The following is a 13,197-nucleotide window of genomic DNA, read 5'->3' as shown; positions in this document are numbered from 1 at the left end:
CCCGCCTCTACGCCTCACCCAAGTACGAAGCCCTCGCCCTCGCCGCACTCGACCGCCCCGACGAGGCCGCCCGCGTCGCCGCGACCACCCGCTCCGACCTCGTCATCGGACAGCTCGGCACGCCGGCCCAACGGCGCGCGGCGACGGCGCGCGTCGCCGCCGCGCTCCCGACGGAGCTACGCGAGACGTTCGCGCGGGCGGGCCGGCTCACCACCGAGGGCGTACGCACGTCCTGAGGGATGCCGGCGCCGGGGGACGGCCGCTCCGGGCAGGCGCGTCAGGACGCAGACGGACGGCTCGCGGCACGCGCCGCGGCGAGGTCGATCTCCATCAGCAGGTGGGGCAGCCCGAGGTAGACCTCCGGCTCCCCGACCTGGGTCCAGCCCAGGCGTCGGAAGAAGGTGCGGTTGGCCGGCTGCACGTGCGCGATCATCCGGCTGCCGCCACGGGCCGCGGCCGTCGCGACGGCCGCGCGGACGAGCGGGAGGCCCAGCAGCATGCTGCGGAACGGGGGGAGCACGGCCAGCCGGTCGCCCTGCCAGTCGCCGCCGGGCTCGCCGGGATCGATCGGGAACAGCCGGACGGTGCCTGCGGGCTCGCCGTCGGCGTAGCCGAGGATGCGCATCGTGGAGGCGTCCTCGTCGCGGACGTCGTTGTCGGAGCGGGCGAAGACCGCCTGTTCGAGCACGAAGACCGACCGCCGGATGGCGTGGTGATAGGCGAGGTCGGCGTCGTCGGTGGCGAGCTTGCACTCCAGCCGGGGCCGCGGTTCGGTCCGCCAGGGCCTCTCGACGGTGATCGGGTCGGTGGTGGTCATCGTGCTCCTGTCCGCGTCGCTGTCGCCACTGGTGTCGCCGCCGGCCTCGGTGCCCGGCCCCCGTGCAGGGCCTCGACGTCGCACCGGCAGAGCCGGAACTCGTCGAGCCACTCCGCACGGTCACAGAACCTGCGCGCCAACGGGTTTCCGAGGTGCGGGCGCACCTGGAGCTCGTAGGGTCCGTCGGCCGCGCCCGGGTCGGCCGTGGCGGTGAGGACCGTCCGGGACGCCACGTGCACCATGACCACGCGGCCTTCGGCCACCCGGCCCGGGTCCTCGGGACCGGCGAGCACGACCCACGTCGCGCCCGTCTCGAGTCCGCGGGCGACGAGTCGTTCGACCCGGCGCTCGTCCTGCCTGGCGGCGATCTCCCGGAGCCGGACACCGCAGGCGACGCCCGCGAGCAGCTCGGCGGGGACGTCGACGGGCGGGAGGGCGAGCGCCGCGACGAGCGCGTCGGCGTCGGACGCCGCGGCCAGCAGGGCCGCGGGATCGTCGCCCCGGTTCCGCAGGACGACGAGGAGCCGCCCGATCACCTCGACCACCCGCGCGGCGGCGGTCGGTTCGGTGATCAGGACGGGAAGGAGCCGCTCCTCGGCATCGCGCCATTGCGTCCGGGCGACGTCCAGTGCCGGGTGGATGTCCACGGGAGGCCGTTCTGGTCCGCTCCAGGAGCTGCGAGGAGCGACTCGCCGCGGAGGCGGGACCGGACGTGCCGGTCCCGCCTCCGCGGTCGAGCGGTGTAACCGTGTGTCAGAGCGTCCAGGTCTGCATGACCAGCGCGCCCTCACGGCGGGCGGTCAGCGTGCAGTCCAGGATGTCCAGCGGGTGGATCGGCTGCACGCCCTCGATCAGGTCGGTCTCGCGCATGCCGTACAGCGCGGCCATGGCGAAGCGGCAGGCCAGGACCTTGCCGCCCTCCTTCATGAAGGTCTGCAGCTGGTTGTTGTAGGCGAGGTGGCCGGGGAAGGCCTCCGAGCCGACGGTCGGAAAACCACGGGTCGCCGACGCCATGAGCACGCCGGGGCCGTACAGCACGAGGCTGGTGTCGAAGCCCTTACGGTTGATGCGGGTACAGGTCAGCATGTTGACCAGACCGACCGAGCCCTCGTAGGGCACGGTGTGCATGAAGATGTAGGCCTTCTCACCGGCTTCGGCCTGGATGTCGTCGAACAGCTTCTGGTCGTAGTCGACGATCGCGTCGCCTGCCTGAGCCCGAGTACCGACGATCTGAGCCACAGTGCTCTCCTTCTTCTGAGGTGTGTTCCCGTTCGGCGTGCTCACGGTCGGAGTCACGAACTCGAACTTGTCGAGGGCCGACGACGCACCCTGCGGTGTCGGCGGCGCGGCCCACGTCTTCCGGTGGCTGCCCGGCATCGACTTCATGATCGTCGAGCGCAGGGACCACGGCATGATGGCGTACAACGGGGTGAAGATCTTCCTCCAGAAGATCTCCTTGCCGCCCTTGGCGGGGCGGGGTGCGGCCGTGCCGAGCCGCTGGGACATCTTCTGCTGCGAGTCGACGAGCAGGTAGTGCTCGGCGTTGTGGCGCAGCCACCCGAAGAAACCGCCCGAGGCCATGTCAGGTCAGCCCTTCTGCGCGTTCGCGACGCCGTTGGTGGCGGCGACGACCATGGGTTCGTTGAGCGCGCCGATCGCCGGCGAGTAGACGTTCTCCATCGTCGACATGTCGGTGAGGGTCAGGCCGACCTTGACGGCCTGCGCGAGGAAGTTCGCGCGCTCCTTGATGCCCTCGCCACCGCCGAGCAGCTGGGCGCCGATGAGGCGCAGCGTGCCGGGCTCCGCGAGGAGCTTCACCTTCACCATGTTGACGCCCGGGTAGTAGCGGGCCCGGGAGATGCCCTGGGCCTCGCCCTTGACGTACGCGATGCCCGCCGCCGCGGCCGAGGTCTCGTTGAACGCCACGCCACCGACGACGGAGGCGCCCGCCGCGGTGCTCCACGGGACGCGGACGGCCTTGTAGGCGCGGTCGCCACCGGCGGCGTTGGTGCCCGCGACGCGACCCTCGGCGTAGGCGTGCGAGGTCGTCAGCCCCCGCAGCGGGGCGTCCCCGCCGCCGTGGGCGACCTCGGCGACGTCGCCCGCGGCCCAGACACCGGCCACGGAGGTCCGCATGTGGTCGTCGACGACGATGCCGCCGGGCCCGACGGCGATCCCCGCCGCGGCGGCGACGGAGGTGTCGGCGGCCCGGTTCGTGGCGACCACCACGAGGTCGGCCGGGAGGTCGCCGTCGGAGGTGCGCACCGTGCGCACGGCGCCGCCGTCGCCGACGAGCTCGGAGACCGTGGTGTTCAGGTGCAGGTGCACGCCCATCTCGGTCCAGCCGTCCTGGACGAGCGCGGCGAAGTCGGGGTCGAGCAGTGAGGGCAGGACCTGCCCGGCGGACTCGACGACGTGGGTCTCGACGCCGCGCTTGGCCAGCGCCGTCACGATCTCCAGTCCGACGCCGCCCGCGTCGACGACGACGGCGCTCTTGGTCCGGGCGATGACCTCGCGCCATTCGGAGACGCTGCGACCGCCGCTGACGTGGAAGACGCCCTGCAGCTCACCGCCGGGTACGCCCGCTGCCGCCGGACCGGTGCCCGCGGCGATCACGAGGTTGTCGTAGGAGACGGGGGCGCCGCCCACGGTGATCGTCCGGCCCGCGGTGTCGATCGCCGTGACGTCGGCGCCGAAGTGCACGGCCACGCCCGCGTCGAGGTAGGTCTGCGTGTCGGCGACGAGCAGCTTCTCGAAGTCCTCGACCTCGGCCTCGTCGGCCGGGATGCCGGCGGAGCCGTACACCGACTCGGCCTCCCGGGTGTAGACGACGACCTCCGCGGACGGGTCCGCGGTCTTCACACCGGTCGCGGCGCCGAGGCCGGCCGCTCCTCCACCAATGATCACTGTCTTGCGCGGCACGCGGACCCTCTTCCACCGGTCTGACGACACTGCCTCTGGCAGCATTCACTATCGGAGACGGAAAGCACCATACTCAACGCTCGGGTGATGTCAATCACCGGGTCGAGGTGCCCTTACCTGCGACGACCCGGGTCTCTGGCGGCGACGATCACCCACCGTGATCCATGTCGATCCGGCCATCCGGCTCACCCGGCCACACCGCGCGCTTGGACGAGCAGCTCCTGCTCGGCCCGGTCGAAACCGGCGGTCCGCGCGGCGGCGTACGCCGCCAGTTCGTCGAGCTCGGCGCGCAGCCGCGACACCATGTCGGCCACCGCGGCCTGCGCCGCGCCACCCTCGGCGCGCCGCGACGCCACGATACTGACCGGGTCCAGCACCCCGGACAGGTCCTCCCCCGCCAGGCCCCAGCTGCGCCCGGTGTGTGCGACGGCCGCCTCGTCGATCATCGCCCCCGTGATCTGGGCGCCCGGGACCCCGGCCCGGCTGGCCGCGCGCACGGTGTTCCCGACGACGACGTAGGCCGTTCGGTAGTCGACACCCAGCCGCTGCACGAGGTGCTCGGCGAGGTCGGTCGCCTGGGTGTATCCGCGGTCGAGCTCCTCGCGCATGCGCACCGGGTTGACCTTCAGCGTGCGGACGACGCCGCTGGTCAGCCGGGTGATGCGCAGGCTCAGGTCGAGCGCGCGGGGCACCTCGCCGTAGGCGAAGATCAGGTTGTCGCTGCGTGCCGACGGGCTCTTCGTCACCGCGAGGAAGCCCGTCAGCCGGCCGATGACCACGCCGTTGGCGCCGCGGATGATCGACAGCGCGTACGGGTTGCGCTTCTGCGGCATCAGGATGCTCGACCGGGTGTAGGCATCGGCCAGGTCGACGAAGTCGAACTCGCTCGAGGAGAAGATCTCGAGGTCCTCGGCGAGCTTGGAGAAGTTCGACAGCAGGCTCGCCGCCGTCGCCAGGATGTGCACCAGGCCGTCGACCTGCCACATCGCGTCGCGGGTGTGCGGGATGACCCCGCGGAAACCGAGCGCCGACGCGACCGGGCCGCGGTCGTCGAGCAACCGGGTGCCGTTGACACACCCCGCACCGCCCGGCGACGAGTCGACCCAGTCGAGCTCGTCGAGCAGCCGTCGCGCGTCGCGCACGGCCGGGTAGACGAACGACAGCAGGTAGTGACCGAACGTCGACGGCTGCGCCTGCTGCAGGTAGGTCTGGTCGGGCAGCAGCGTCGAGGCGTGGGTCTCGGCCGTGGCCACGGCGTCGCGCGCGAACGCCACGGCCTCCTCCACCAGCTCGGTGAGCTGACGGCGCAGGTGCAGCCGCAGCGCCACCCTCGCGGCCTCGCGGCGCGGCCTGCCGGCGTGCAGCCAGCCCGCGATGTCGCCGATGCGCGAGACGAAGAAGTGCTCGCGGGAGTTGTACGGCTCGCCGTGCGACGGGTCGTACGGGAAGTCGTCGGCGTCGACCTCGGTGACCTCTAGCAGCAGTGCCAGCAGCTCGCGCGCCGCGTCCTCGGGGACGATCCCGCGGCGGCGCAGGTCCAGCACGTGCGCGATGTCGGCGAGGTTCAGCCCGCGGTGCAGGAAGCTCGCGTCGGCGTTCTCCAGTGCGAAGCCCGACTCGACGAGCTCGGGGGCGGGACCGGTCTGCGGGAAGCCGAGAGCGCGTCCCGCGGACCGGGTCGGGGTGGTCATGCTGGTCCTTTCAGCAGGGAGCCGACGGCGGGCAGCAGCCCGCCGGTGTGCCACCACAGGACCGGGCCGTCGGCGGGTGGGTCGACCAGGTCGACCACCGCGGAGAAGGCCTCGGCCCCGTACGTCTCGTCGAGCAGCAGGCCCTCGGCCCACAGCGCCTCGCGGGCGTGGGCGCGCTCGCGCTCGCTCGCCGTGCCGAAGCCGGGGCCGCGGGCGTCGACCAGCGTCAGTGCGCCCGGATCGGGTGCGGCGCAGCCCAGCAGCGCGGCGCAGCCCGCGGCGAGCTCGAGCACCTTGGCCCGGATCTCGTCCAACGGGCGGCTCACCGACACGCCGAGCACCGGCACGTCGAGCCCGACGGCGGCCAGTCCGGTGAGCAGGCCCGCGACGCTGCCGCCGGAGCCGACGGGCAGCACGATCAGCCCGGGCCGGACGTCCGCGGCGGCGAGCTGGGCGGCGACCTCGGCCGCGCCCGCGGCGAACCCGACGGCGCCCAGCGCCGTGGAGCCCCCGCGCGGGACGCCGTAGGCACTCGCGCCGAGCTGGGCGACCCGGGCCATGACCTGCTCGTCGACCTCCTCGCGGACGCTGCCGCCGGTCGGCACCAGGGTGGCGCCGGCGGCCGTCGCGAGCGCGAGGTTCGCCGACCGCGGATCGCCCCAGACGTGCAGCTCGCAGGCCAGCCCCGCGGCGCGCGCGGCCATCGCGGCCGCGGCACAGAAGTTGGAACCGGGCCCGCCGCCGGTGACGAACACCCGCGCGCCCTGCTGCACCGCGGCGCCGACGAGGAACTCCAGCGGCCGGGTCTTGTTGCCCGCCACGCCGAAGCCGATCAGGTCGTCGCGCTTGACCAGCAGCGGGCCGATGCCGAACGCGGCCTCCAGCCGGTGCGCACGCACCAGCGGCGTCGGTCCGGCCGCCAGCGGGAACCGGGCGAGCTCGGCCCACGGCAGCGCGGTGGTCGTCACGAGGCCGCTCACGCCCACTCCTCGGGCTCGTCGGAGCGCGCGGCCTCGGCCCGCGCGACCACGACGTCGACCATGGCGGCGGCGGCGTCGACGGCGGGGCCGTTGCCCCACGCGCGCACCTGCTCCGCGGTGGCGAGCCCGCGCGCGACGAGGCCCGCCGACAGGTCGGCCCCCTCCTCACGCAGCACCTCGTGCAACGCCTGCTGCGCCCGGTGCTTGCCGATCTCGGCCGACAGGCCCGCCAGCACGCGCTCGGACTCCAGCCCGCCGCCGTATCGGCCGACGTTGGCGGCCATGGCCTGCGGGTACACCTCGAGACCGTCGAGCAGGGCACGGCCCAGCCGCAGCGCCGTCGCCGTCAGCTGGCAGACCTCCGGCAGCGCGATCCACTCCGCCTTCCAGGCCCGCCCGTCGCGCTCGTGCCCCGCGACGAGGCCCTCGACCAGCACCGCCGACGACGACCGCGCCAGCCGGGCCAGCGTGTCGAGGTGCTCGGAGCCCTCGGGGTTGCGCTTGTGGGGCATGGTGATCGAGCTGACCGCGCCCGACGGCGCCGCCTCGGCCAGCTCGCCGATCTCGGGCCGCGCGAGCTCGTAGACCTCGGTGCCGATGCGCGCCAACGTCCCGCAGACCATCGCGAGCACCGTGCCGAACTCCGCGACCCGGTCGCGTGCGGTGAGCCACGAGATGCCGGGGTCGCCCAGGCCGAGCTCGGCGCAGAACCGCGCGCGCAGCTCGGGACCGTCGGCACCGAAGAAGGCCAGCGCGCCGACCGCCCCGCCGAGCTGCCCCACGACCCAGCGGGGCCGTCCCTCGCGCAGCCGCTCCAGGTGCCGGCGCACCTCGTCGGCCCACGAGGCGACCTTGAACCCGAACGTGATGGGCGCGCCGGGCTGGCCGTGCGTGCGGCCGGCCATGACGTCGTCACGGTGCCGGCGGGCCAGCCCCAGCAGCGACGCCTCGATCGCGCGCAGGTCGCGCCACGCGATGGCCCCGACGTCGCGCATGACGATGCCGAACCACGTGTCCGAGACGTCCTGGACGGTCGCGCCCATGTAGACGTGCTCGCGGACGTCCTCCGGCAGCACCCGCAGCAGCCCGCGGATCAGGCCCAGCGTGGAGTGCGAGGTGGCGCGGGTCTGTTCCGCGACGTAGTCGAGGTCCAGCGACTCCACCTTCGCCGCGGCGGTGATCGCCGCGGCCGACGCCGCCGGCACGATGCCGAGCGACGCCTGCGCCCTGGCCAGCGCGCCCAGCTCGTCGAGCCAGGTCTGCAGCATCGCCTTCTCGTCGAAGATCCCCGCCGTCTCGGGCGTCCCCCACAGGTGCGCGTAGAGGGTGGACGAGCTCAGACGGGTGCCCACGGGGGATCCTCCTGTGCGGCGAGCAGGGCGAGTGCCTCGCGGATGTGCTCCAGTGACGCCCCCCACGGGACGCTGGCCCACCCCGGTCCGGACTCGACGTGCTCCTCCTGCAGGCAGCACTTGGTGAGGACCATGCCGCCGTCGGCGGGCGGCTGCGCCTCCAACGAACGCTTCGGGCAGAAGTCCACCCGCGGCGGGTCCTCGCCGTAGAACCAGTGGTGGATCTGGCGCGACCGCTCGCAGCCCAGCAGCGTCCAGTCGGCCTTCGGCGGGTGCTCGTCGAGATAGGACACCGTCGCGCCGGGCACCTCACCGCCAGAGCCACGGCAGGGCAGCAGGTAGTGCTCGTCCGGGCGCTGTGCCGCAAGGTCGGCCAGGTCGACCAGCTCGCCGACGAGGTCCATCGGCGGCAGCTGCTCGGACACCGCGAGGATGCGCCGGGCCTGGTCGAGCAGCTTCGCCGGCTCCGGCGGCACGACCTCGCGGACACCGACGTGGAGCATCCGCGGCTCGAGCACGAAGCTGATGTGCGCGTAACGGCCCTGGATCACCGCGACCCGCGCGTGCGGGGCCCGTTCGCGGGCGCAGCGCACCAGGTCCGACGGGATGCCGGTGTCGACCGACTCGTCGACCACGAACGTGCACTCGTCGGGACCCGCGAGCATCGTGACGGCGGTGACGGGCGAGAACAGCTCGCCCTGCGTGTCGTGCTCGACGTGCAGCAGCGCGACCTGGGAGAAGTCACCGTGGCGGCGCGCGACGACGAACCGCGTCCGGCGGTAGGCGTCGCGGCCGGTGAGGTACTCGCGCAACGCCTCCTCGGTGAGCGGGACGTCGTCGGGGACCGGGGTGACCGACACTCCGCGGTACCGGTTCGGGATGAGGTTGGGCCCGCGGAACCCCGCGACGGCCGGCGTCGGGCGCGCCGCGGTACCCGCCGGGTCGGTGGCGGGGTCGGGCCCGGCAGCGGGGTCGGCGGCGGGGTCGGCGGCGGGACCGTCGTGCGAAGCCGTGCGGGACAGCGGGATCCTCCGGGTGTCGGCCGCCGTCACGCGGTGTCCGATCCGGCTTCGTCGCGGCGGACGACGGCGGCGGTGTCCGAGCGCAGCCCCAGCCGCAGCGTCTCCGCGGACAGGACGTCACCGACGGCCACGTTACCGAGGTTGACGTCGGCGCCGAACCGGCGGACGAACCACGCCTGCTGCGACGCCTTGGGCGCCTCGAACACGATGCGCGTCACGCCGACCGCGCCCGCGACCGCCTCCACGACGTCGGGCCGCACCCGGCCGGCGGCGTCGAACGTGCCCACGGTGCCGCTCTGCCGGCCCTCGGTGACGACGAGCCACGCCCCCGCCTCGAGGTCGGCCACGGCCTCGCCCGGCCAGGTGCGCGCGGCGAGGACCTCGCCGGGCGCCTTGTCGCCGACCTCGGCCAGCACGGTGAAGTCGCGCGCCGCCCGTCGGATCAGGGCGCCCTTCTCGGCGAGGCTCATGTCGACCGTCCCGCGCGAGACCTCGACGTGGGAGAAGCCCGACTCGCGCGCCCAGGCCAGACACGCGTCCGCGCGGCCCTGGGCCCACGCGATCTCCAGCAGCGTGCCGCCGAGGCAGACCGCGACGTCGTGCGCGGCGAGCAACGCGATCTTGTCGCCGAGGGCCGAGTCGACGTAGGCGGTTCCCCAGCCGATCTTCCAGATGTCGATGTGGGCCGACGCGGACGCCAGCAGGTCCCGGGTGGCGAGGACGCCCGACCCGGGATCGATGACGTGCGTCAGGCCGGCCACCCTCGGCTTGACCGAGCGCGGCGGGAGGTCCAGGAAGTCCGGCGGCACCGGCGAGGACACGTGGTCGGGCGGGATCAGCTGCGCACCAACTCGATGACGGTGGCCAGGCTGGACGCCACGTCCGCGGCGGCACCGGTCCCGGCGATGCGCCTGCCGACGATGTCGACGGCGAGGCTGAACGCGCGCTCGGCACGGTCCGGGAACACCCAGTCGTGGGTCGCGGCGAAGTCGAGCCACCCGGCCGGGCCGATCACGGCCTCGTCGGTGTAGTCGAGCTCGTGCCAGGTCACGGCCAGCTCCAGCAGCGCGAGCAGGGCCTCCGGGTCCCGATCGACGGCGAGCAGCAGCTCGTGGTGATCGGGGTAGCGTGCGGCGGCCGGGCACTCGCCCCGGCACGTCATCACCTGGATGGGCGCGTGAGCGACGGTTGTCATCGACAGCTCCCCGTGTTCGATTCCGGCGTGTGACGGTGGCCACCGTGCACCATGCCGGTTGCACCGGTGTTGCAGCAGTTCGGAGGAGGTATTCGTGGGAGCCACAGAGCGTACCGTGCACGCTCGCTGGAGCGGCGGGTTGCGGTCGGTCGTGGACGCCGGCGGCTTCGAGGTCGTGTCCGACGAACCGACCGGGGTCCCCGGCGGGACCGGAACGGGGCCGCAGCCGACCGAGCTGCTGCTCGCATCCATCGCGTCGTGCTTCACCACCGCCGTCGCCTACAGCGCCGCCAAGCGCAACGTGGCGCTGTCGGGGCTGCGGGTCGACGTCACCGGCCGCTACAAGGGTCCGAGCTTCGACGCGTTCCGCATCGACGTGCACGCCGACGCCCCGCAGGGCGAGGAGCTCGACAAGCTCGTCGAGGCCGCGAAGCGGGTCTGCTACGTGACGCGGACGCTCGCCTCGCCGCCACAGCTCGACTACACGACGTCGTCGGGTTCCCCGGACGTCGCGCCCGCGGCGTCGGGGACCGAGCCCGCTGCGTCGACGAGCGAGGCCGCTGCCGGCTGAGCGGCCGCCCCGGCGCGTGCCGCCACGGCACGCAGCGGCAGCCCCAGCGCCGTGGCCGCCGCCACCACGTCGTCGTGCTCGGGTTTACTCCCCCACGGACCCGTCTTCACCCGCACCCGGTGCCCGCCGACGTCCACAGTGGTCGTCGTGCGCGGCAGGGCGACGCGGTCGACGCTCGTCCGGCGCAACCCCAGCGATCCCGTCTCGGCAAGCACGATCCGCTCGCACTCCGCGGCCGCCGACGACGCGGCCAGCACGTGGACCGTGTGCGCGGGCCGTGACTTCTTCATGACGACGGGCGCGACCCAGGCGTCGGCGGCGCCCGCCGTGAGCAGCCGCTCGACGAGATGGCCGAGCACCTCACCGGTGACGTCGTCCACATTGGTCTCGAGATGGACCATCCGCTCGACGGTCCCGCCCTCGTGCCCCGCCGGCGCGGGCGCGGGCCCCGTCGGCCGCACGGTCGCGTCCGCGGGCCGCGCGGTCGTGTCCCCGGTGGCCGCGGCGCGCTCGCGCGAGGCGGCGATCCGGAACGCGGCCATGGCCGCGGAGAACCCGGAGTCGATGTTGACGACGGTCATCCCCGCCGCGCACGACGACATCATGGCCAGCAGCGCGGTCACCCCGTCCAGGGTGGCGCCGTAACCGATCGACGTCGGCACGGCGATCACCGGCACCCCGACCAGGCCGCCGACGACGCTCGGCAGCGCCCCCTCCATCCCCGCGACGCACACGACCGCGTCGGCCGCGGCGATCTCGTCCCGGACCGCGAGCAACCGGTGCAGGCCCGCCACGCCCACGTCGGCGAACCGGCGCACCGTGAGCCCGACGGCGCGGGCGATCTCGGCCGCCTCGGCCGCGACGGGTCCGTCCGACGTCCCGGCCGAGACGACGGCGAGCACGAACCCCCGCGGCGCCGCGGGCCGCCAGACCAGCAGCCGGCCGGCCGGCACGTGGGCGCCCCCGGCACCGACGTCGGCGAGCACCGCGTCGGCGACGGCCGGCCCCACCCTGGTCACCAGCACCGGGCCGGTGTTGGCGGCGAGCAGGCTGGTCACGACCGCGACGATCTCCGCGACGGTCTTCCCGGGGCCGTAGACGACCTCGGGCAGGCCCGTCCGCGCCTCGCGGGCGGTGTCGGGCCGGGAGTGGCCCAGGTCCTCGAAGCCGTTCGTCACGACGATCCCGCGACCGCCGGGAGACCCAGCAGCACGTTCATCCGGCCGCTGCGGAACGCCTGCAGGTCGACGGCGCAGAACGCGAACCCGGCCCCGCGGACCGCGGCGTCGATCTCGGCGCGCAGCGTCGTGACCCGCGGGTACTCCGCCTCGGGGACCTCCAGCCGCGCGACGGTCCCGTCGGCGTGCGCCCGCACCCGGCAGCTCGCGAACCCCAACGCGCGCAACGCCTCCTCGGCGGCCTCGATGCGTGCCAGTACCTGCTCGGTCACCGGGTCCCCGTAGGCCACGCGCGAGGACAGGCACGCCGCCGCCGGCTTGTCGGCGGTCTCCAGGCCCAGCAGCGCGCTGACCGCCCGGACGTCGGACTTGGTGAGCCCGGCGTCGACGAGCGGCGCCACCGCGCCGCGCAGGGCGGCCGCGCGCTGGCCGGGGCGGTGGTCGCCCAGGTCGTCGAGGTTCGTGCCGAGCGCGATCGCGGCCCCTGAGAGCTCCGCGAGCGGGACCAGCGCGTCGAGCAGCGCGGACTTGCAGTGGAAGCACCGGTCGCCGGAGTTCGCGACGTACTCGGGGCGGTCGAGCTCGTCGGTCGCGACCTCGACGTGGGTGATGCCGTGGCGACGGGCGAAGTCGCGGGCGGCCCGGCGTTCGCGCGCGGGCAGGCTGGCGGACACGGCCGTGACGGCGACCGCGGCGGGTCCGAGTTCCTCCGCGGCGACGGCCGCGACCAGCGCGGAGTCGGCGCCGCCGGAGTAGGCGACCAGCAGCCGGGGCTCGGCGCGCAGCCGCGTGCGCAGGGCCTCGAGCCGGGCGGCCGGACCGTCCTGTGGCGTCGCGTCGGACATGCACCCACCTCCCGCATCCACTGTAGTGACCGGCGATCACCCGGCCTGCTCGTCGCCGTCGGCCGGGGACGGCCCGGTCGCGCAGAGTGGTCGCCGTCACTGGAAGTAGGCTCCGCCGAATCCGAGGTGCCGGGCACGGTCGCTCCCTCGCCTCCCGGCGAAATCCGGGTGGTCGGCCGACGCGCAGGTAACCTCGACACGACGAGGGGGGTGACCTGCGGTTGGACGATCTGGACCCACGCGACCGCGAGCACCGTCCGGACAATCCGCCCTCGTCGTCCGGCCCGTCGCCGTGGCCACGCCGCGCCGAGCGCGAGCAGGCGCAGCGCAACGAGCTCTGGGGCCGCACCGGCGCGCCGCGCACCCGCCGTACCGGTGACGCTGTGCAACCATTCGCGAGCGGACCGGACGCGTCGGCGGGCCGCCGCCCCGGACCCGGCCGGCCCCGCCCGCCCCGGCCGCCGGACGAGGGCACCCCGCCCCGCCAGAGCGCCGACGGCGGACCGCCGCGCACGCCCGACAGCGGACCGGGCGGGCGCCCGGGGGCCGGCGGTGCCGCCCCGCGTCGACCCGGATCCGCGCCCGCCGACCGGCCGCCCGCCGACCGGCCGCCCGGCGCCCCGG

At 74.4% G+C, this 13,197-nt stretch carries 14 protein-coding genes; 2 read left to right on the top strand and 12 right to left on the bottom strand.

The features are described from left to right. Window positions 1-236: hypothetical protein (locus tag PSD17_RS02880; protein WP_339121354.1), on the top strand; the 236-nt coding region annotated here is incomplete at its 5' end. 41 nt (window positions 237-277) lie between these two features. Here the strand turns inward: PSD17_RS02880 and PSD17_RS02875 are convergent. The 10 genes from PSD17_RS02875 to PSD17_RS02830 all read right to left on the bottom strand — a co-directional run bounded on the left by PSD17_RS02875 (window position 278) and on the right by PSD17_RS02830 (window position 9,979). Beyond that, window positions 278-817: an MSMEG_0567/Sll0786 family nitrogen starvation N-acetyltransferase gene (locus PSD17_RS02875; protein ID WP_339121353.1), complete on the bottom strand. Its 540-nt coding sequence runs from the start codon at window positions 815-817 to the stop codon at window positions 278-280. Beyond that, window positions 814-1,464, bottom strand: coding sequence for a hypothetical protein (locus PSD17_RS02870; protein WP_339121351.1), 651 nt, complete (start codon window positions 1,462-1,464; stop codon window positions 814-816). The genes PSD17_RS02875 and PSD17_RS02870 overlap by 4 nt, the downstream gene beginning before the upstream one ends. A gap of 106 nt (window positions 1,465-1,570) precedes the next feature. After that, window positions 1,571-2,398, bottom strand: a complete 828-nt coding sequence (locus PSD17_RS02865) for an MSMEG_0572/Sll0783 family nitrogen starvation response protein (RefSeq protein WP_013673793.1) — start codon at window positions 2,396-2,398, stop codon at window positions 1,571-1,573. A gap of 6 nt (window positions 2,399-2,404) precedes the next feature. Beyond that, window positions 2,405-3,739 carry an FAD-dependent oxidoreductase gene (locus PSD17_RS02860; protein WP_013673792.1) on the bottom strand — a complete coding sequence of 445 codons (1,335 nt, stop codon included), beginning with the start codon at window positions 3,737-3,739 and terminating at the stop codon, window positions 2,405-2,407. Window positions 3,740-3,924: 185 nt separating this feature from the next. After that, window positions 3,925-5,430, bottom strand: a complete 1,506-nt coding sequence (gene argH, locus PSD17_RS02855; protein ID WP_339121349.1) for an argininosuccinate lyase — start codon at window positions 5,428-5,430, stop codon at window positions 3,925-3,927. Continuing rightward, complete coding sequence (locus tag PSD17_RS02850; protein ID WP_339121347.1) at window positions 5,427-6,410, bottom strand: 1-aminocyclopropane-1-carboxylate deaminase/D-cysteine desulfhydrase; 984 nt, start codon at window positions 6,408-6,410, stop codon at window positions 5,427-5,429. The genes argH and PSD17_RS02850 overlap by 4 nt, the downstream gene beginning before the upstream one ends. Then, window positions 6,407-7,762 (bottom strand): class-II fumarase/aspartase family protein, encoded by a 1,356-nt coding sequence (locus PSD17_RS02845; RefSeq protein WP_013673789.1) that lies wholly within the window; start codon window positions 7,760-7,762, stop codon window positions 6,407-6,409. Before PSD17_RS02845 ends, PSD17_RS02850 begins: the two co-directional genes overlap by 4 nt. Next, a complete protein-coding gene (locus PSD17_RS02840; RefSeq protein WP_339121344.1) occupies window positions 7,747-8,814 on the bottom strand; it encodes a DUF7714 family protein in 1,068 nt (355 codons plus the stop codon). Before PSD17_RS02840 ends, PSD17_RS02845 begins: the two co-directional genes overlap by 16 nt. After that, a complete protein-coding gene (locus PSD17_RS02835; protein ID WP_013673787.1) occupies window positions 8,811-9,605 on the bottom strand; it encodes a phosphosulfolactate synthase in 795 nt (264 codons plus the stop codon). Before PSD17_RS02835 ends, PSD17_RS02840 begins: the two co-directional genes overlap by 4 nt. 14 nt (window positions 9,606-9,619) lie before the next feature. After that, window positions 9,620-9,979, bottom strand: coding sequence for a hypothetical protein (locus PSD17_RS02830; protein ID WP_013673786.1), 360 nt, complete (start codon window positions 9,977-9,979; stop codon window positions 9,620-9,622). A 94-nt stretch (window positions 9,980-10,073) separates the two neighbouring features. On the opposite strand from PSD17_RS02830, the gene PSD17_RS02825 reads away from it, so the two are divergent. Then, window positions 10,074-10,550 (top strand): OsmC family protein, encoded by a 477-nt coding sequence (locus PSD17_RS02825; protein ID WP_339121341.1) that lies wholly within the window; start codon window positions 10,074-10,076, stop codon window positions 10,548-10,550. On the opposite strand, the gene larB is transcribed toward PSD17_RS02825, so the two are convergent. Beyond that, entirely contained in the window at window positions 10,460-11,728 is a 1,269-nt protein-coding gene (gene larB / locus PSD17_RS02820; RefSeq protein WP_339121340.1) for a nickel pincer cofactor biosynthesis protein LarB, read from the bottom strand. The genes PSD17_RS02825 and larB overlap by 91 nt on opposite strands. Then, window positions 11,725-12,573: an ATP-dependent sacrificial sulfur transferase LarE gene (gene larE, locus PSD17_RS02815; protein WP_013673783.1), complete on the bottom strand. Its 849-nt coding sequence runs from the start codon at window positions 12,571-12,573 to the stop codon at window positions 11,725-11,727. Before larE ends, larB begins: the two co-directional genes overlap by 4 nt. Between the last annotated feature and the right edge of the window lie 624 nt (window positions 12,574-13,197).

The sequence above is a fragment of the Pseudonocardia sp. D17 genome, from assembly GCF_036984265.1.
Classification (GTDB): domain Bacteria; phylum Actinomycetota; class Actinomycetes; order Mycobacteriales; family Pseudonocardiaceae; genus Pseudonocardia; species Pseudonocardia benzenivorans.
This window is presented reverse-complemented; position numbering and strand designations above follow the sequence as displayed.

Coding starts and splice junctions, on each gene's coding strand:
- PSD17_RS02875 (WP_339121353.1), bottom strand. CDS start 817: ATGACCACCACCGACCCGATCACCGTCGAGAGGCCCTGGCGGACCGAA.
- PSD17_RS02865 (WP_013673793.1), bottom strand. CDS start 2,398: ATGGCCTCGGGCGGTTTCTTCGGGTGGCTGCGCCACAACGCCGAGCAC.
- argH (WP_339121349.1), bottom strand. CDS start 5,430: ATGACCACCCCGACCCGGTCCGCGGGACGCGCTCTCGGCTTCCCGCAG.
- PSD17_RS02830 (WP_013673786.1), bottom strand. CDS start 9,979: ATGACAACCGTCGCTCACGCGCCCATCCAGGTGATGACGTGCCGGGGC.
- larE (WP_013673783.1), bottom strand. CDS start 12,573: ATGTCCGACGCGACGCCACAGGACGGTCCGGCCGCCCGGCTCGAGGCC.